This is a genomic window from Streptomyces sp. NRRL F-5122, assembly GCF_001507435.1.
In the GTDB taxonomy this organism is placed as follows: Bacteria; Actinomycetota; Actinomycetes; order Streptomycetales; family Streptomycetaceae; genus Streptomyces; species Streptomyces lannensis.
This window is the reverse complement of the sequence record NZ_LMWH01000305.1, coordinates 1-17,573: the sequence shown is the minus strand read 5'-3', so window position 1 is coordinate 17,573 and position 17,573 is coordinate 1. Positions and strand designations below refer to the sequence as shown.

Genomic DNA, 17,573 nt, shown 5'->3' with positions numbered 1-17,573 from the left:
CAACGCATCAACGTGCTGTTCGCCATGCTCCGCGACGGCACCTTCTACGAACCCAGAACCCCACGCCACGCTTGACGAAAGACATAGAGGCACCCCCCCCGCTCAGCCGCCCGCCACAGGGTAGAAGGTCGGGCAGCCGACAGGCATCCGGACAACAGGCCGCACATGGAGACGGCCGCCGGCGCTTCGGTCGGCCGGGCCGACCGCAGATGGCCGGTCAACAGAGTGGAGACGGGCCCGAGTGGTCGGCAAACAGGCCCGGAACCCACAGGTCAACGACAATGATCACCGGACGACCACAGCATCGTAACGATTGACTTGCACGCGTCAACGAGCCGGTTTCCGGCAACCTTGATCGGGTTCGATGAGCGCGCACCACCACCGTCATCCCTGGGGGGACACTCATGCACTGGATCATCGACGCCTTCAAGAAATACGCCGTGTTCAGCGGTCGCGCGCGCAGGCAGGAATTCTGGGTGTTCTTCCTGTTCAACCTGATCGCGACCAACGTGGTGACGTTCGTGGGCCGCGCCATCGATTCGAACATCCCGCTCATCGTCTATACGCTCGTCATCGCGCTGCCGCTCCTCGGTCTGGCCGTGCGCCGCCTGCACGACACCGACCGATCCGGTTGGTGGTTCCTGCTCACCTTCGTCCCGTTCGGTGTGATCGCCCTGATCGTCTTCTACGCCACCGCGGGCAAGCCGGAGGACAACGAGTACGGCCCCAACCCGAAGTTCGCTGCGGCTCGGTGAGCCGACAACAGCACCGGCGAAGGCTCGCCGAATTGGCTCGGTGGGCCTTCGCTTTCGCTCGGGCCTCTCCCGCCGTCGATGTCGTCAACTCGAATGGCGGTCGTCCGCAACTTCCGCGGCTCTCGCAGTGAGGATGTGTTCCGCCTCCCGCAGGATCCCACGCAGCAGTTCACCCGCGGGGAGAACGTCACGGACGAGCGCGGCGGACTGGCCGGTGAACGGCAGGAATTCATCTCCGCGGCCTCGGCTGATGGACTCCATCAGCCGAGGAACGACATCCTCTTTCACCTGCTCGGGACGATGACGGAGTGTGTCCACCAGTTCCGTGCGCAGCGCGCGGGGAACGCCGTAACTTTCGGGGCGCGAGTACGGCGGGAGAATCCGTTCGCTGTTGAGCACCTTTACGGCGTCCACCGCGTCCGCACCGACAATGCGTTGCTTCCAGTCGTCGGAAATGTTCATCTCGGTTGAAGCGAGAAAACGGGTGCCCATCGCCACACCCTGGGCACCCAATACGAACGCGGCGGCGACCCCGCGCCCGTCGGCTATCCCACCGGCAGCGACGACCGGTGTGTCACCTGCCATGTCGACGACCTGCGGCACCAGTACCAGGGTGCTCACGTCACCCCCGTGACCTCCGGCTTCGCCCCCTTGGGCAATGATGACGTCGGCTCCCGCATCGAGCGCCTGAGCCGCCTGGCGGGCATCGGTCACCTGCTGGATCCATCTGATCCCCGCCGCGTGCGCCCGATCGATCAGATCCCCCGGAACCGCCAGATGGAAGGAGATGGCAGCGGGGCATTCTTCGATCGTGGCCTCGAAGGCTTCCTCGCTGAACGGCCGCATCGTGTGGTTGATCGCGAAGGGGCGATCCGTCAGTTCACGCAGGCGCGACCACTGATGCCTCAGCTCATCGACGGTGCGCGCGGCTGTGCCCAGGCTGCCGAGTCCTCCCGCCCTGCAGATGGAGGCCGCAAGTGCGACTTCGTCCCAGGGTCCGAACGGAGCACCGATCACGGGTGCCTCGATTCCGAGGAGTTCGCACAACGGAGTGTGAAACATGACTACCTCCGCCACGGCAAGCATCATGTCCATGCACCGCCCACGAGGCCGCTTCGATTCCTCCAGTATGCTCTTTCGCATCGCCCCCGCCACAACGCCGGCCGCCGCCACCCACAAGAGGCGCCGGGAACGAATCACGGCCGAATTCAATTCCCGCTCCCCCGAGTGCGGCGAGGTTGTCGAGGGAGGCCCTGCCCGTACGTCAGCGTGACGGGGGGCTTACCGGTCCGGCCGGGTCTGGACCGGCGATGTGGGCCTGGGCGTATTTGCGGAACGCCGCCAGCAGACGGTTGCGGTCACCGGCGCGCGTCGCCAGCACGACGTGGCTCGGCTCGACGCCCTCCAGGGGGACCGTGGTGAGGTCGGGGCGAAGGCTGTTGATGTGGGTGGCGGCCGCGATGGCCACGGCCTCCCCGGCGGCGATGAGTTCGAACTTGTCCTCGACGGCCTCGATGAAGGGGCCGTCGGGCGCGGGCCTGCCGTCGGGACGGGGGTCGATGCGCCAGAAGGCGCTCCAGGCCGGGTCGGACTGCCGCACCCGTGGGAGGGGTTCGTCCGAGATGTCGTCGAGGGTGACGGACTCCTTGCCGGCCAGCCGGTGGTCGTGCGGGATCACCAGCACCCGGGGCTCGTCGTAGAGGACGGTCACGTGCAGCTGGTCGGTGGGGAGCGGCAGCCGGGTCACCGCGGCGTCCACCCGGTGATCGAGCAGTGCCGCACGCGCCTCGTTCCATGCCAGATGCAGAGTGTGCACGTCGGCGTCGGGGTGCCGATGACGCAGCTCGCGCACCGCCGGGGTGACGATGATACCCCCGGTGTACCCGATGGTGATCCGGCTGGGCTCGGCGGCGGCCCGGGTGTCGGCCGCCGCATGGGCGGCCGACCGCAGCAGCGCCCTGGCCCGGGGCAGGAACACCTCCCCGGCCTCGGTGAGCCGGGTGCCCTGCGGGGTCCGATCCAGCAGGCGGGCGCCCAGCTGCTCCTCCAGACGGCGGATCTGCCGGCTCAGGGACGGCTGCGCGAGATGCAGGGCGGCGGCCGCGCGGCCGAAATGCAGGTGCTCGGCGACGACGGTGAAATAGCGCACCAACCGCAGATCGAGGTCTGCGGGAGGCGACGGCAAGTCGGGCATACCCGCATCGTATGCCGACCGGCCCGCCCGCTGAGGCCCGGAGTCGGCTGTGACCTGGGGTGATGCTTGTTTCGTATGGCTCGTTGCGAAACAGGTCTTGGACACGCGCAGCCGGCTGTTCCAGCGTGGAGGCACGAGCCCGTCGCCCTCTGGCGCCGGGTCGACTCGAATCACCAAGGGATCTTCACTATGCGCGTATTCGTCACCGGCGCAACCGGATTCATCGGATCTGCGGTTGTGCGCGAACTCCTCGATGCGGGGCATGAGGTCGTGGGACTTGCCCGCTCGGACGCGGCCGCCGCGGCTTTGGCGGACTCCGGCGCCGAGGTGCAACGCGGCTCGCTCGACGACCTCGACAGCCTGCACGACGGTGCCGCCGCGGCGGACGGTGTCATCCATCTCGCCTTCAGCCATGACTTCTCGGACTACGTCGCCGCCGGCAAGCAGGACCTGCGTGCCGTCGAGACCCTCGGGGCGGCGCTCGAAGGCAGCGGCAAGCCGCTCGTGGTCACCTCGGGAACATTGATGCTCACGATGATCGCGCCGGGTCGCCTCGGGACCGAGGAGCTCGTGCCCGACGCCGGGGCGACGGGACCCCGGGTGGCCTCGGAGAGCGCGGCCATCTCGCTGGCCGCGCGTGGGGTGCGGACGTCGGTCGTGCGGCTTTCACCGTCCGTGCACGGCAAGGGCGACAAGGGATTCGTACCGCGCCTGATCGACATCGCCCGCCAGAAGGGCGTGTCGGCCTACGTCGGCGACGGATCGAACCGCTGGCCCGCCGTCCACCGCCTCGACGCGGCGCGTCTGTTCCGGCTGGCGGCAGAGGCCGGGCCGGCCGGCTCGATCCTGCACGGAGCCGGCGAGGAGGGGGTGCCCTTCCGTGACATCGCCGAGGTCATCGGCCGCCGGTTGGACGTACCGGTCGCCGGCATTGCCGCCGAGGACGCGGGCGAGCACTTCGGCTTCCTTTCCGCGGCGGTACCGCTCGACAACCCCACCTCGAGCGCCCTGACCCGGAAGCGACTGGGATGGGATCCCGTGCAGCCCGCACTCATCCCGGACCTCGAAGAGGGCCACTACTTCAACGACTAGGAGTCATCACGCAATGCCTTGATGCCCGTTCGTGCCTGTACGGGCCGGCGCGCCGGGGCGGCGCATGCCCGTACAGCCGGCTGATCCGACGTGGCCGTCGTCCGGCGGCCGGCTCTCATCCTTCGGGGTTCGCGGTGTCCACCGGGGTCTTCGCAGCGTCCAGCTCGCGGAGGATGCGCGTGAGGTCGTCCGGGGCTGCGGCAAGGCGTACCGATCGGCCCTCGTCCTCGAGTTCGGCGATGTGCCAGTTGCTCGGGACGGTGTCGCCGTCGGCGCCCCGGGCGCGGCGTACGTTCTTCACGGTGATCCGCTGCGCCGGTATCCGTTTCGCCGCGAACCGGCCCGGGCCGGCGTGGGGTGTCACCGCGGGCGGCCCGTCGCCGAGGAGGACATGGGTGCCGAAGCCGTGCGGGTTGTAGTCGGTGTGCTCCAGGAAGCGGGCGGCCAGGAACACCTCCCCGTCCGGGTGAACGACCCCATCGGTTGCTTCGGTCACGCCTGGTGTGCGAACCCGGGTGGCGCGCCAGGCCAGAGCGAACAGGCCCAGTGAAAGCAGCGATCCCGCCGCCGACCAGGTGAGCGCCACCGGGGGTTCGAGCAGGGTCGTGGGGTGCAGGTAGCAGAGCGGCAGCAGCCACAGCGCGGTTCCCAGCAGCGCGCCCGCGAACGGCAGCGCGGACGGGAGGACTTCGTCGTCGGGCAACCGGCGCCCGCGCAGACGCAGCAGGACCTGGGCACCCGGGTAGCCCGCGGCCAGGGCGAGCACGGCCGCGACGACGGCGACCTCCCCTCCCCCGGTGACGTGCTCGCGCCAGATGTGCCCCGCTCCCGCCACCTCCATCACCTGGTGATGCCAGACGGTCAGTTCCACGCGGTCCCCGGCCTCGAACTCCTCGGCGGCCTCCTCCGAGACCTCCAGCCTGTGCAACGGCCGGCTTTCGGTGAAGTACAGCCAGCTGCTCTGTTTGGGCTGGCGCGGCTCGGTCCGAGCGATGACGGCCGGCACGGTGGACAGGCAGTCGCCGTTCTTCTGGACGGACGTCTGCACGGTGCAGGGGGCGGCCGCCTTCCACGCCTGTTCGTCGGCGGCTGCGATCGGCACGAAGTACGCGGCCACGCCGGCACCCGCCAGGAGCGCCGCGCCCAAAACCAGTGACCCGATCCAGCCGCGCCCGGCGGTGCGGGGCGTGACGACGGGAAGGCGGCCCGGCTCCGCGCCCGAGTGACGGCGGTGCAGTTCGCGCAGCGAATCCACCGTCGTGTCGAAGTCCGGATCGTTGTACGACCAGGCCACCGGAAGCGGCAGAAGCCGCTTGTGTCCGCTACGCCGCGAGAGGCCGACGCGACGCTGGATGTGGGCGTTGCGTGCGGGCTTCTCGAAGATGTACAGGTCGACGATATCGCCCCAAGGCACACTCGACCGACGCAGCAGGGTGCGGACGTGAACGCCGTGCACATCGGCACTCACCTGGGCAAAGACATAGTGGAGCGACACCGTGCCCACCACGATCAGTGCCAGACCGATGGTCGCTCCCACGACAAGGAGCGCGCCCCCGAGAGCGATGCTCCCGGCGGTCAGGCACACACCGAGCGCACCGAGTCCGACGAACAACCGGAGAGTGCCTCTCCGGGGCGAGCGACAGGTCACTTCCGGGACATCGGTCATGACAGGAATCCTGCCACCGGTCCGGACACACCCGCCGTTCGGTATGCGGCTCCCTCCTCGCCCCCAACGCCGGTCACCCGCCGAGGCGTTGCCCTCGCGGTCGATCAGGCGCCGTCGGACCCGGGCTTTCCACCGGGACTCAACCGGCCGACGCGACGGGCTGCAGCCTCACGATGGGAAACTTGCGGGACGTCTTGGCCTCGTAGTGCGCGCTGTCGGTCCAGTAGGCGGACCAGATCCCGTACAGACGCTCCCACTCGGGCGACGGATGCAACACGACGGTGGGCGTCGCCTTCATGACGCGCTCCCCCACCTCGATGGTCACCTCGGACATGGCGGCGACGTTGGCCACCCACGCCGGATCGTTCTCCGCGCCACGCGCCGAGCCGCAGACGAGATAGCCGTCGCCGTCGGCGGCGTACACGAGGGGGTTCACCCGTTCCCGGCCCGTACGGCGGCCGACCGTGTGCAGGAGCAGGAGCTGGGCGCCCTCGAAGCGGCCCCCCACCGCCCCGTTCCCGCACCGGAACTCGTCGATGACCCGCTCGTTCACGCCCTGCACATCGGCCATACCCGCCTCACTCCACACGATGATCCACTCGGTTCTCAGCTAACCAGCAAGCCACCTGGCAGCACCGAGCCACGCCGCACCATGCCCGGGATGCCGAACGGCTCCACCCGGACCGAGGGCGTTCGACGGCCGGCTCATTGGGCGTCGACCCGCTTGCGCCGAAACGGATTGGCACGGCTCGAGGCGGCGGTACCCCGTGCCGCGGCGCGGGCCGGACCGTCGGGAAGAGTGAAGGAGAAGACCGCCGTCAGCGCGGCGATCGCGGCCAGGGCGAGATAGGCGTGCTGGTAGGCGGAGACGGGCGGGTCCACCGCGGCACCCGCCGGGGTGCTCAGCACCAGGGCCGTGGTCACCACGGCGGGGGCGAGGGCTCCGCCGGTCTGACGGACGACGGTGTTCAGGGTGGAGGCCTGCGCCAGGTCCGTCCGGGCGAGGGTGGCCAATGATGCCACCGTCGTCGGCATGAAGACCCCGCCCATGGTGACGCCCAGCAGGAACATGAGGCCGCGGAACGTCCACAGTCCGGTGTGCCCGTCGCAGGCGGCGAACAGCAGAAGGACCGCGCTGACACCGGCCATACCGCAACCGATGATGACCCGCGGGCCGACCCTGGCGTAGAGGGCCCCTGCTATCTGGACGGTCAGCAGGACGCCGAAGGCTTCGGGGAAGGTGCTGGTGCCGGACTCCACGGCGCTGCGGCCCTGTCCCTGCTGCAGGAAGAGGGGGCCGAGGTACATGGCACCGAGGATCGGCACCAGGCCCACCAGGTTGATCAGGTTGGTGTCCCGGAAGAGGCGATCCGCGAAAAGTCGCAACTTCAGCAGCGGCTCGGCGATGCGCAGTTCGAACACGACGGCCGCGGCGAGCAGGACCGCGCCGAGGGACGTGGAGGTCACCACGGCGACGGAGGACCAGCCTCTGTTGGGCCCTTCGCAGATGCCGAACATCAGGGAACCGAGGGCCGCCGCGCTCAGCACAAGCCCCGTGAGATCGAACCGGCCGGGCCGCCGGCCGCGTTGTTCGGCCAGGAACAGCAGCCCGAACAGCACGGCCGGCAGACCCACCGGCAGGTTGACGTAGAAGACCCATCGCCAGGACAGGTGGTCCACGAGCAGCCCACCGAGGATGGGGGCGGCGGCCGGGGCGATCTGCTGCGGAATGATCGTGTACCGGGCGATCCGCACCTGCTCGAAGGCGTTGAAGGTGCGGAACAGCAAGGAGGCCGAGGCGGGGAAGAGCACGCCCGCGGACAGCCCCTGGAGTGCACGGAAGACCACGAGCTGACCGAGGTCGGCAGCCGCGCCGCACAGCAGCGAGGAGCCGAGGAAGCCGACGAGGGCGGTGAGCAGGACCCGTTTGCCGCCGAACCGTTCGACCAGCCAGGCGGAGGCGGGGATGGCCATCGCCAGGCAGACCGGATAGACCACCACCACCCCGTCCAGGGCGGCCGTGGTGAGCTGGAACTGGCGAGCGATCGAGGGAAGCGCCACGGTGGTGATCGCCCCGTCGACGATCGCGATGAACGTCACGCAGACACACATGGCGGGGACCACAAAACGCTGGCTGAGCTGCACCGGGGGGACGGACAGGAGGGGACGACGTCGGAAGGACAGCACATGCTGAGCATACTCACTATGTGCATGGTCATAGAATCGGATGAACGGCGTGGCAGGGAAGTGACATGGCAGTGCACGGCAGCAGCGACATCCTGGTCGACGAGCTCTACGAGACGACGCACGGGCTGCGCCGCTTTGTGGAGTCCCGGCTGCGAACCCATGGGGCCTCGGTGGCCCGGCTGCGTGCCCTGCGGATGCTCGCACGCTCCGAGCAGCCCCTGCGGATGCGGGATCTGAGCGAGATGACGGGAGTCGCGGCGCGCACCACGACCAGCATCGTCGACGGCCTGGAGCGCGACGGTCTGGTGGAGCGTGTCCGCCACCCCCACGATCGCCGCGCGTTTCTGCTGCGCGTCACCGACAAGGGGCTGCGACGCCATCACGAGGCGGAGGAAGTGGACCGCCTCGCCCTCGCCGAGGCGACGGCCGGCCTGGACGCGGACGACCGCGCCCGGCTACGGGCCCTGCTCGCCCGCATCCGCGAGGCCACCGGCTGACACGTCCCTCAGGGGTGCACGAGTGCACGCCGGGCGTCGGTTCCGGTGGCCTCGCGCCACCGGAACACTTCGCGTCAGCCGCCGAGCGCCCGCAGAACCACGACCTTCGCCTCGTCCTGCACCTGGCGAAGGTGATCGGATCCGAGGAACGACTCCGCGTAGATCTTGTACACGTCCTCGGTGCCCGACGGACGCGCCGCGAACCAGGCGTTGGCGGTGGCGACCTTGATACCACCGATGGGCGCGCCGTTGCCCGGCGCCTCGGTGAGGACGGCGGTCACCGGCTCACCCGCAAGGGTGTCGGCGCTGACCTGGGCCGGGGACAACTTCGCCAGGCGGGCCTTGTCCTCGCGAGACGCCGGCGCGTCGATGCGCGCGTACGCGGGCTCACCGAAGCGCGCCGTGAGAGCGGCGTAGTGCTCGGACGGCGTCCTGTCGGTGACGGCCGTGATCTCGGAGGCGAGCAGGGCCAGAATGATGCCGTCCTTGTCGGTGGTCCAGACCGAACCGTCCCGGCGCAGGAACGACGCCCCGGCGGACTCCTCGCCGCCGAAGCCGAGCGAACCGTCGACCAGGCCGTCCACGAACCACTTGAACCCCACGGGCACTTCCACCAGCGGCCGGCCCAGGTCGGCGGCGACCCTGTCGATCATGCCGGACGAGACCAGCGTCTTGCCCACACCTGCCTCGGCGGGCCACTGCGTGCGATGGGAGTACAGGTAGGAGATGGCGGTGGCCAGGTAGTGGTTGGGGTTCATCAGCCCGGCGTCGGGGGTGACGATGCCGTGCCGGTCGGCGTCGGCGTCGTTGCCCGTCGCGATCCGGAACCGGTCGCGCTGCTCGATGAGCGACGCCATCGCGTACGGCGACGAGCAGTCCATACGGATCTTGCCGTCCCAGTCCAGCGTCATGAATCGCCAGGTGGGGTCGGTCAGCGGATTGACCACCGTCAGGTCCAGGCGATGCTGCTCCGCGATGCGCCCCCAGTAGTCGACCGACGCCCCGCCCAGCGGATCGGCGCCGATGCGTACGCCTGCGCCGCGGATCGCATCGAGGTCCAGCACGCTAGGCAGATCGGAGACGTACGCGCCGAGGAAGTCGTAGCGGCCGGTGCCGGGCGCCGCGAGCGCGCGGCTGTAGGTGACGCGGCGTACGTCCTTCATCCCGCCCGCGATGATCTCGTTCGCCCGGTCCTGGATCCAGGAGGTCGCGTCCGAGCCGGCCGGGCCGCCGCTCGGCGGGTTGTACTTGAACCCGCCGTCCCCGGGCGGGTTGTGCGAGGGCGTCACGACCACACCGTCGGCCGGGCCCGAGGTGCGCGCCCGGTTGTGGGTCAGGATCGCGTGGGAGACCGCCGGAGTGGGGGTGTAGCCGTCCTCCGTGTCGAGGAGCACCGTGACGTCGTTGGCCGCGAACACCTCGAGAGCGGTGATCCTCGCGGGCTCCGACAGCGCATGGGTGTCCGCGCCGAGGAAGAGCGGACCGTCGGTGCCCTGCCTCGCCCGGTATTCGCAGATGGCCTGGCTGGTCGCGGCGATGTGGTCCTCGTTGAACGCCGTCGCGAGCGAGGATCCGCGGTGCCCTGACGTGCCGAAGGCCACCCGCTGTCCCGGCTCGGCCGGGTCGGGGTGCAGCGCGTAGTACGCCGTCACCAGCCGCGGGACGTCGATCAGGTCCTCGGGGCCGGCCGGCCTGCCCGCTCGTTCGTGCTGCATCGCACTCACTCCTCCACATCGACCGTGCATCCGCTCGCGCTGTCATCTTGCCCTTTGCCGGGGATGGAGTCTCACATTCCGGCCCGGAGCACGGGGATGACCGACAGCGCCAGAGTGTTCACGTGGATGAACTTGGCTCAGATGGGTGTACGCCCCTGTGACTGCTGTGCAAGACTCCCCCAACTCCCTTGTGACGTCGGCTAGTTCGAGAGGTAGGCGCCCGTGAGTGTGTCACGACGTACCGTGCTGGCGACGGCGGCCGGAACTGCTGCCGCATACGCTTCTTCAGGGCAGCAGGCACAGGCGGCTGCCGGCCCGGCGCCCGCCTCGACCGTGCGCACCCTTCGCGCGGCGGCCGACTACGCGGTGGACAAGGTCCGCTCCGTCGCACCGGGCGTGAACGGATTTCCCGTCGGGACGAAGTTCGAGAAGTGGGTGTACTCGCAGAACGGCGACTGGGTCGGAGGGTTCTGGCCCGGAACGCTGTGGATGGCGTGGCTCCACACCGGCGACGGTGCGTTCCGCACATGGGCGCTGGAATCGGCGCAGAAGCTCGCGCCCCGCCAGAACGACACCAGCACGCACGACCTCGGCTTCCTGTTCTATCCGTCCTGGGTCACGGCCTGGCGCCTGACGGGCGAGGACACCTGGCGAGCGGGCGCGGTTCGCGCGGCCGACTCGCTGATCCAGCGGTACAACCCCCGTGGGCGCTTCATCCGGGCCTGGGGCGCGCTCAACGACCCCAACAACGCGGGCCGGATCATCATCGACACCATGATGAACCTCGACCTGCTGGCGTTCGCGAGCAAGCAGACCGGCGACGACACATATCTGAACATCGCCGTGGAGCACGCGAAGACCGCCCAACGGGTCTTCCTCCGTCCGGACGGGTCGACCCCGCACGCATTCGACATCGACCCGGACAGCGGTGCTCCGATCGGCCAGGCCACCGTGCAGGGATACAGCCCCACCTCGTGCTGGTCGCGCGGACAGGCATGGGGAGTGTACGGATTCACCACGATCCACCGTCGCACCGGGAACCAGCAGTTCCTGGCCACTGCGCGGAAGCTGGCCGACTTCGCGATCGACGCGCTCGGCTCGGATCACGTCCCCGTCTGGGACTACCGTGCGCCGCAGCAGCCGTACGACATCAAGGACGCCTCGGCCGGTGCGATCATGGCATGCGGACTGCTGGACCTGTCCGCTGTGACGGACAGTCAGAAGTACCGTGATGCGGCGCTGCGGCTGCTGACCGCTCTGTCCGAGACCTGTCTGACCCGCAATTCCTCCCGCGCCGAGGCCGTGGTGGCCCGCTGCACCCGGAACCGGCCGGCCGAGGACGGCATCGAGATCTCGCTTCCGTATGCCGACTACTACCTGCTCGAGGGAATCCTGCGCGTGCTCCGGCCGGGCGACGTCGACCGCGCGATCGACCTGTCGGCCCTCTGACCCGGCAGGACGGCGCAAGCACCATGAGCACCGGGGCAGGGCGGGCGGCTGCGGTGTCCCGGGAATCCTGACGTCCACCGAGCCCCTCGGGGCTCGGTGGACCGCCTGCCGCAACGGCCGCGGTCACCGCCGTCCTACGGCGCGGCATCTGGTCACCGCATGGCGCGCATTCGCATGATCTCGCTCGACTGCTGGGCGATCACGTCGTCGGCCATCTCCTCGATCCGGATGTTGTTGCCCTCCGCCTTCACATCGGTGGCCATGGTGATCGCCCCTTCGTGATGGGTGATCATCAATGTGAGGAAGAGCTGGTCGAAGGCCTTGCCGTCGGCGGCACGCAGATTCTTCAACTGCTCCTCGGTCGCCATACCGGGCATCGCGGCGTGCTCGTGCTCGTGACCACCGCTCTTCTCCGTTTCGCCGTATGTCGTCAGCCAGCCCTTCATGGCCTTGATCTCCGGCTCCTGTGCGGCGGCGATCCGCTCGGCCAGTCGCCGGACCTGAGTGGAATCGGCGCGCTGCGGGGCGAGTTCGGTCATTTCCAGAGCCTGCGAGTGATGCTCGATCATCATCCGCGCGTAGGAGACGTCGGCCGAGTTGGGAGAGTCGTCCTCCGCGCGCTGCTGGACTGCGTCCTCGGCGGACAGAGTGCGGTTCGCCTCTCCGGGCTCACCGGGCGCGATCACCGAAGGACCGGACCCCGCGGTCGACTTGGCCTCCGAACCGGAGTCACACCCCCCGACCCCGAGCACGGCCAGAGCGGACAGCGTGATCGCGACGCGTGTCGCCCGTGACGCACGGCGGAACAGCACAACAGCCTCCTGTGGCAGGCGGGTTGAAGGACAACGCGTGGTACTCGGTCACAGTCCTAGCAGGCTTCCGCGCGTTACTGATCAGAAACCTTCATTACAAGTACATTGCCCTCTGTTGGTCTGAGCATGATGAAGACGATACTGCGGGTTGTGTGAACCGTTCCGAGGCGAACGGAACTAGGGAGGAAGCAGTGATCCTGTTGAACGACCCTCGACCACGGCGCAGACGCCTGGGAGTTGCCGCAGCCGCCGCCGGGCTGCTGGCAGCTCTTCTCACGGCCGCACCGGCCACGGCGACACCCGACCCCGGGGACGCCCCGACCGCACGCAAGGAGGTCTCCAACAGCACACAGGCCGAGGCACGGCAGGCCATAACGAACGGCGAGATACCCGGCCAGGACGAGATCGTCCACTCCCGCAATATCGAGCACCTCGCCAACATCCCCAAGGACGTACTCCCCGGGACCAATTCGGACCTGGCTTTCCAGGGCAAGTACGCCTTCGCGGGCAACTACGACGGCTTCCGCGTCTTCGACATCAGCAACCCGCGGTCCCCGAAGACGGTCGCGCAGGTCCTGTGTCCGGGATCGCAGAACGACGTGTCCGTCTCCGGCGACCTGCTCTTCCTTTCCACCGACTCCTCGCGCAGCGACAGCAGCTGCAACAGCACCACGCAGCCGACGACCGAGAAGTCCTCGTGGGAGGGCATGAAGGTCTTCGACATCAGCGACAAGACCAACCCGAAGTACGTGGCCGCCGTCGAGACCGCCTGCGGCTCGCACACCCACTCGCTGGTGCCCGAGCGCAAGAACGTCTACATCTACGTCTCCTCGTACTCGCCGAACGCCGCGTTCCCCGACTGCCAGCCTCCGCACGACGGCATCTCCGTCATCAAGGTGCCGCGCAACGCGCCCGAGAAGGCGGCTGTCGTCGACTTCCCGGTGCTGTTCCCGGGTGAGGGCCCGGACGGAGGCGGCAACCCCGGCGCTCCCACGAACCCGGGCGTCTCCAAGACCACCGGCTGCCACGACATCACGGTCCTGCAGTCGCAGGACCTGGCCGCGGGCGCCTGCATGGGTGACGGCATCCTGATGTCCATCAAGGACCCGGAGCACCCGAAGGTCATCGACCGGGTGCAGGACAACGTCAACTTCGCGTTCTGGCACTCCGCGACCTTCAACCAGAAGGCGAACAAGGTCGTCTTCACCGACGAGCTGGGCGGCGGTGTCGGGGCCACCTGCAACGAGGCGACGGGCCCGAACCGCGGAGCCGACGGCATCTACGACGTCGTCGGCAAGGGCGACAAGCGCAAGCTCGTCTTCCGCAGCTACTTCAAGATCCCCCGCCACCAGGCGGACACCGAGAACTGCGTGGCCCACAACGGGTCACTGATCCCGGTCAAGGGCAAGGACATCATGGTGCAGGCCTGGTACCAGGGCGGTGTGTCCGTCTGGGACTTCACCGACTCCCGCCACCCGAAGGAGATCGGCTACTTCGAGCGCGGTCCTCTCACCACCGACACCCTCACGACCGGTGGCTCCTGGTCGGCGTACTACTACAACGGTTACGTCTACTCGAACGACATCGCCAAGGGCTTCGACGTACTGAAGATCAGCGACCGGCGTACGGACCCGGCCAAGCGGGTGCGTCTGTCCGAGCTCAATGTGCAGACCCAGCCGGACTACTTCGACTGACGCACAGCGGGCCATGACGCCGCTCAGACTCTGACACTCAGGCAGACCGGCGGCTCGGCAGGGCCGGGCCGCCGGTTCGCTCATGGCAGAGCTCGAGTCGGCATGCCCCCCGGGGCCGACGCCCCCGGGGGCTGCTCGGCGGGGATGTCGTTCCCGGCCGAGACCGCGGTGACCGACCGCGCGTGCACATGACCACTCCCACGCTGACCGCTCGGCCCGATGCCGGACCTCGGCATCCGGACCGCGGTGACAACACCGGCCGTGCCACCGTTTCGGCGTGCCCCTCTCCCGACGGCTCGTCCGGTGCGGCACGAGAGCCGGCGGCACGCGACGTGGTCGGGTCCGCCGATGGGATCGAGGCGTCCATGTCACGCCACTTCTTGAACACAATGACGCCGACGACGCCGACCCGTGTGGCCATGAGTTGAAAGATTCCCGTGTCCGGGGGCTTGCCTGCCGTGAGGACTCATCAGTTAAATCAAGTCGTGAACTAAGCGAATGCACGGGCCTGTTCAGCTCCCACGTCGATCGGGGCAACCGCAGGTGGGCGTTCCTCGGGCCCGGTCGCACACCTGCAGGGCCGCACCTCAATGCCATCGCTCGTCGTGTCCACCGACCCTTCGCACCCGCAGGGGACCTCACATGAGACTCAGATCCTTGGGTGTCGCGCTGGCCGCCACGGCAGCGCTGATCACCCTGCCGACCACCCATGTCCCGGCCGCCGCGGCCGAGACCCCGCTGTCCCAGGGCAGGTCGGCGACCTCGTCGTCCGACGAGAACGCCGGGACACCGGCCCGCAACGCCGTGGACGGCGACGCCGGCACCCGCTGGTCGTCGGCCGCCACCGACACCCAGTGGCTCCAGGTCGACCTCGGCACCACGTCCTCGATCTCGAAGGTCGTCCTCAACTGGGAGGCCGCCTACGGCACGGACTACAAGATCCAGGTCTCCCAGGACGGCAGCACCTGGAACGACATGAAGTCCGTCACCGCCGGCGACGGCGGCGTCGACACGCTCGATGTCTCGGGCCAGGGCCGCTATGTGCGCATGTACGGCATCCATCGAGCCACCCAATGGGGCTACTCGCTCTGGGAGTTCCAGGTGTTCGGCACCACCGGTGGCGGCACCGCACCCACCTGCGGCACGGCGAACGCCGCGAAGGGCAGGCCCGCCTCGGCGTCCTCCACGGAGAACGCGGGCACCCCCGCGTCGGCCGCGTTCGACGGCGACGCCGGCACCCGCTGGTCCAGCCAGGCGTCCGACCCCCAGTGGGTGCAGGCCGACCTCGGATCGGTCCAGGACCTGTGCAAGGTCGATCTGACCTGGGAGGCCGCCTACGCCCAGGAGTTCCAGATCCAGGCCTCCACTGACGGCCAGAACTGGACCACGCTCAAGAGCGTCACCGGAGCGACCGGAGGTACCGTCTCCTACGACGTCAGCGGCTCGGGCCGCTACGTCCGCATCAACGGCACGGTCCGCGGCACGGGCTACGGGTACTCGCTGTGGGAGGTCGCCGTCCACACCGGTTCCTCCACCACTCCCCCCGTGCAGGGCGGTGGCGACCTCGGTCCCAACGTCATCGTGGTGGACCCCTCGACGCCCAACCTCCAGCAGAAGTTCGACCAGGTCTTCGCCCAGCAGGAGTCCAGCCAGTTCGGCAGCGGCCGCTACCAGTTCCTCCTGAAACCGGGCACCTACAACGGCATCAACGCCCAACTCGGCTTCTACACCTCGATCTCCGGACTGGGCCTCAACCCGGACGACACCCAGATCAACGGTGACATCACCGTCGACGCGGGCTGGTTCAACGGCAACGCCACCCAGAACTTCTGGCGTTCGGCGGAGAACCTCGCTATCAGGCCCTCCAACGGCACGGACCGCTGGGCCGTGGCGCAGGCCGCTCCCTTCCGACGGATCCACGTCCAGGGCGGGCTCAACCTCGCCCCGAACGGCTACGGCTGGGCCTCCGGCGGCTACATCGCCGACTCGAAGATCGACGGCACGGTCGGGCCCTACTCGCAGCAGCAGTGGTACACCCGGGACAGCTCGGTCGGCGGCTGGACCAACGGTGTGTGGAACATGACGTTCACCGGGGTCCAGGGCGCGCCGGCGAGCAACTTCGACACGGGCCCGTACACCACGCTGGACACCACGCCCGTCTCCCGCGAGAAGCCGTTCCTCTACCTCGACGGCAGCAACTACAAGGTCTTCGTACCCGCCAAGCGCACCAACGCCCGCGGGGTGTCCTGGCCCGCCAACGCCGGCACCTCGATCCCGCTGGACCAGTTCTACGTGGTCAAGCCGGGCGCGACCGCGCCGACGATCAACGCGGCCCTGGCCCAGGGGCTCAACCTGCTGTTCACTCCGGGTGTCTACCACCTGGATCGGACGCTCGAGGTGACGCGCGCCGACACGGTCGTACTCGGCCTCGGCCTGGCCACCCTCGTCCCGGACAACGGCGTGGACGCGATGCATGTGGCGGACGTCGACGGCGTCAAGCTCGCGGGCTTCCTGATCGACGCCGGAGCCACCAACTCCGACACGCTCCTGCAGATCGGCCCGGCAGGCGCTGCCGCCGATCACTCCGCCAACCCCACCACCATGCAGGACGTGTTCATCCGCATCGGCGGTGCGGGCCCGGGCCTGGCCACCAATTCGGTCGTCGTCAACAGCGACGACGTCGTCATCGACCACACCTGGATCTGGCGCGCGGACCACGGTGACGGTGTCGGCTGGAACACCAACCGCGCCGACTACGGTCTGCGTGTCAACGGCGACGACGTCCTGGCCACCGGTCTGTTCGTGGAGCACTTCAACAAGTACGACGTGCTGTGGAGCGGCGAACGCGGCCGTACGATCTTCTTCCAGAACGAGAAGGCCTACGACGCGCCCAACGCCGCTGCCATCACCCATGACGGCATCGTCGGTTACGCGGCCTACAAGGTCGCCGACACGGTGAACGTCCACGAGGCCTGGGGCCTGGGCAGCTACTGCAACTACACGGCCGACCCCAGCATCGTCCAGGCGCACGGCTTCCAGGTGCCCGTCAAGACAGGCATCAAGATGCACGACCTCCTGGTCATCTCCCTGGGTGGCAAGGGGCAGTACGCCCATGTCGTGAACGACACCGGCGCCCCCACCTCGGGAACGGACACCGTCCCCTCCAAGATCACCCAATTCCCCTGATGCACGGAGCGGCACGGGTCACCAGCAGGTGACCCGTGCCGCCGCACTCTGTCACGGACCGGTCGGCTCCCGGTCCGGAAGACTCCGGCCGGTGACGGCCACCGGGAAGTCGGCAGGCGTCCTAGGCCGCGGGACCCGCCGCCGAGCCGCGAGGCGGCCGGGACCCGGCCTTCGCCGGGTCCCGGCCGCCTCGGTCGCTCATGTCTGCGAACAGGACGTGGGTCGCTGTCTCAGGGACGGCGCTCCGGTACGTTGTCGTGCACGCGCTTGGGGTCGGTGACCGCGACCGGCTCGAGGATCTCCTCGATACGCGCCATCAGATCGGC

The 17,573-nt window shown here is 68.8% G+C and carries 13 protein-coding genes; 6 read left to right on the top strand and 7 right to left on the bottom strand.

Annotated elements, in window-relative coordinates:
- Window positions 1-404 precede the first annotated feature (404 nt).
- Window positions 405-755, top strand: coding sequence for a DUF805 domain-containing protein (locus ADL25_RS44800; RefSeq protein ID WP_059133745.1), 351 nt, complete (start codon window positions 405-407; stop codon window positions 753-755).
- Window positions 756-839: 84 nt separating this feature from the next.
- Here the strand turns inward: ADL25_RS44800 and ADL25_RS44795 are convergent, their stop codons facing one another.
- Both ADL25_RS44795 and ADL25_RS44790 read right to left on the bottom strand, forming a co-directional pair.
- Complete coding sequence (locus ADL25_RS44795; protein WP_234381318.1) at window positions 840-1,832, bottom strand: NAD(P)H-dependent flavin oxidoreductase; 993 nt, start codon at window positions 1,830-1,832, stop codon at window positions 840-842.
- Between the two features lie 187 nt (window positions 1,833-2,019).
- Complete coding sequence (locus ADL25_RS44790; protein WP_059133744.1) at window positions 2,020-2,949, bottom strand: LysR family transcriptional regulator; 930 nt, start codon at window positions 2,947-2,949, stop codon at window positions 2,020-2,022.
- 189 nt (window positions 2,950-3,138) lie between these two features.
- Here ADL25_RS44790 and ADL25_RS44785 point away from each other — a divergent pair, with 189 nt between their 5' ends.
- Complete coding sequence (locus ADL25_RS44785) at window positions 3,139-4,041, top strand: SDR family oxidoreductase (RefSeq protein ID WP_059133743.1); 903 nt, start codon at window positions 3,139-3,141, stop codon at window positions 4,039-4,041.
- A gap of 115 nt (window positions 4,042-4,156) precedes the next feature.
- On the opposite strand, the gene ADL25_RS44780 is transcribed toward ADL25_RS44785, so the two are convergent.
- From ADL25_RS44780 to ADL25_RS44770, 3 genes are all read right to left on the bottom strand, one after another.
- Window positions 4,157-5,707, bottom strand: coding sequence for a PH domain-containing protein (locus ADL25_RS44780; protein WP_059133742.1), 1,551 nt, complete (start codon window positions 5,705-5,707; stop codon window positions 4,157-4,159).
- A 139-nt stretch (window positions 5,708-5,846) separates the two neighbouring features.
- Complete coding sequence (locus ADL25_RS44775; RefSeq protein ID WP_063805874.1) at window positions 5,847-6,278, bottom strand: nitroreductase/quinone reductase family protein; 432 nt, start codon at window positions 6,276-6,278, stop codon at window positions 5,847-5,849.
- A 134-nt stretch (window positions 6,279-6,412) separates the two neighbouring features.
- A complete protein-coding gene (locus tag ADL25_RS44770) occupies window positions 6,413-7,831 on the bottom strand; it encodes a DHA2 family efflux MFS transporter permease subunit (protein ID WP_267889309.1) in 1,419 nt (472 codons plus the stop codon).
- Window positions 7,832-7,959: 128 nt separating this feature from the next.
- Between ADL25_RS44770 and ADL25_RS44765 the strand changes: the two genes are divergently transcribed.
- Window positions 7,960-8,391: a MarR family winged helix-turn-helix transcriptional regulator gene (locus ADL25_RS44765; protein WP_059133741.1), complete on the top strand. Its 432-nt coding sequence runs from the start codon at window positions 7,960-7,962 to the stop codon at window positions 8,389-8,391.
- Between the two features lie 74 nt (window positions 8,392-8,465).
- Here ADL25_RS44765 and pgm read toward each other — a convergent pair whose 3' ends face one another.
- Window positions 8,466-10,106, bottom strand: coding sequence for a phosphoglucomutase (alpha-D-glucose-1,6-bisphosphate-dependent) (gene pgm / locus ADL25_RS44760; protein WP_059133740.1), 1,641 nt, complete (start codon window positions 10,104-10,106; stop codon window positions 8,466-8,468).
- Between the two features lie 222 nt (window positions 10,107-10,328).
- On the opposite strand from pgm, the gene ADL25_RS44755 reads away from it, so the two are divergent.
- Complete coding sequence (locus ADL25_RS44755) at window positions 10,329-11,555, top strand: glycoside hydrolase family 88 protein (protein ID WP_107116877.1); 1,227 nt, start codon at window positions 10,329-10,331, stop codon at window positions 11,553-11,555.
- A 152-nt stretch (window positions 11,556-11,707) separates the two neighbouring features.
- On the opposite strand, the gene ADL25_RS44750 is transcribed toward ADL25_RS44755, so the two are convergent.
- Window positions 11,708-12,367, bottom strand: a complete 660-nt coding sequence (locus tag ADL25_RS44750; RefSeq protein ID WP_059133739.1) for a DUF305 domain-containing protein — start codon at window positions 12,365-12,367, stop codon at window positions 11,708-11,710.
- Between the two features lie 191 nt (window positions 12,368-12,558).
- Here ADL25_RS44750 and ADL25_RS44745 point away from each other — a divergent pair, with 191 nt between their 5' ends.
- Together ADL25_RS44745 and ADL25_RS44740 are read left to right on the top strand one after the other, a co-directional pair.
- A complete protein-coding gene (locus tag ADL25_RS44745; RefSeq protein ID WP_059133738.1) occupies window positions 12,559-14,061 on the top strand; it encodes an LVIVD repeat-containing protein in 1,503 nt (500 codons plus the stop codon).
- Window positions 14,062-14,703: 642 nt separating this feature from the next.
- Window positions 14,704-17,247 (top strand): discoidin domain-containing protein, encoded by a 2,544-nt coding sequence (locus ADL25_RS44740; RefSeq protein ID WP_059133737.1) that lies wholly within the window; start codon window positions 14,704-14,706, stop codon window positions 17,245-17,247.
- Window positions 17,248-17,573 lie beyond the last annotated feature (326 nt).

Excerpts from the sequence above, each read along its gene's own strand:
- ADL25_RS44800 (WP_059133745.1), top strand. The coding sequence starts at position 405 with ATGCACTGGATCATCGACGCCTTCAAGAAATACGCCGTGTTCAGCGGT.
- ADL25_RS44790 (WP_059133744.1), bottom strand. The coding sequence starts at position 2,949 with ATGCCCGACTTGCCGTCGCCTCCCGCAGACCTCGATCTGCGGTTGGTG.
- ADL25_RS44785 (WP_059133743.1), top strand. The coding sequence starts at position 3,139 with ATGCGCGTATTCGTCACCGGCGCAACCGGATTCATCGGATCTGCGGTT.
- ADL25_RS44780 (WP_059133742.1), bottom strand. The coding sequence starts at position 5,707 with ATGACCGATGTCCCGGAAGTGACCTGTCGCTCGCCCCGGAGAGGCACT.
- ADL25_RS44775 (WP_063805874.1), bottom strand. The coding sequence starts at position 6,278 with ATGGCCGATGTGCAGGGCGTGAACGAGCGGGTCATCGACGAGTTCCGG.
- ADL25_RS44765 (WP_059133741.1), top strand. The coding sequence starts at position 7,960 with ATGGCAGTGCACGGCAGCAGCGACATCCTGGTCGACGAGCTCTACGAG.
- pgm (WP_059133740.1), bottom strand. The coding sequence starts at position 10,106 with ATGCAGCACGAACGAGCGGGCAGGCCGGCCGGCCCCGAGGACCTGATC.
- ADL25_RS44740 (WP_059133737.1), top strand. The coding sequence starts at position 14,704 with ATGAGACTCAGATCCTTGGGTGTCGCGCTGGCCGCCACGGCAGCGCTG.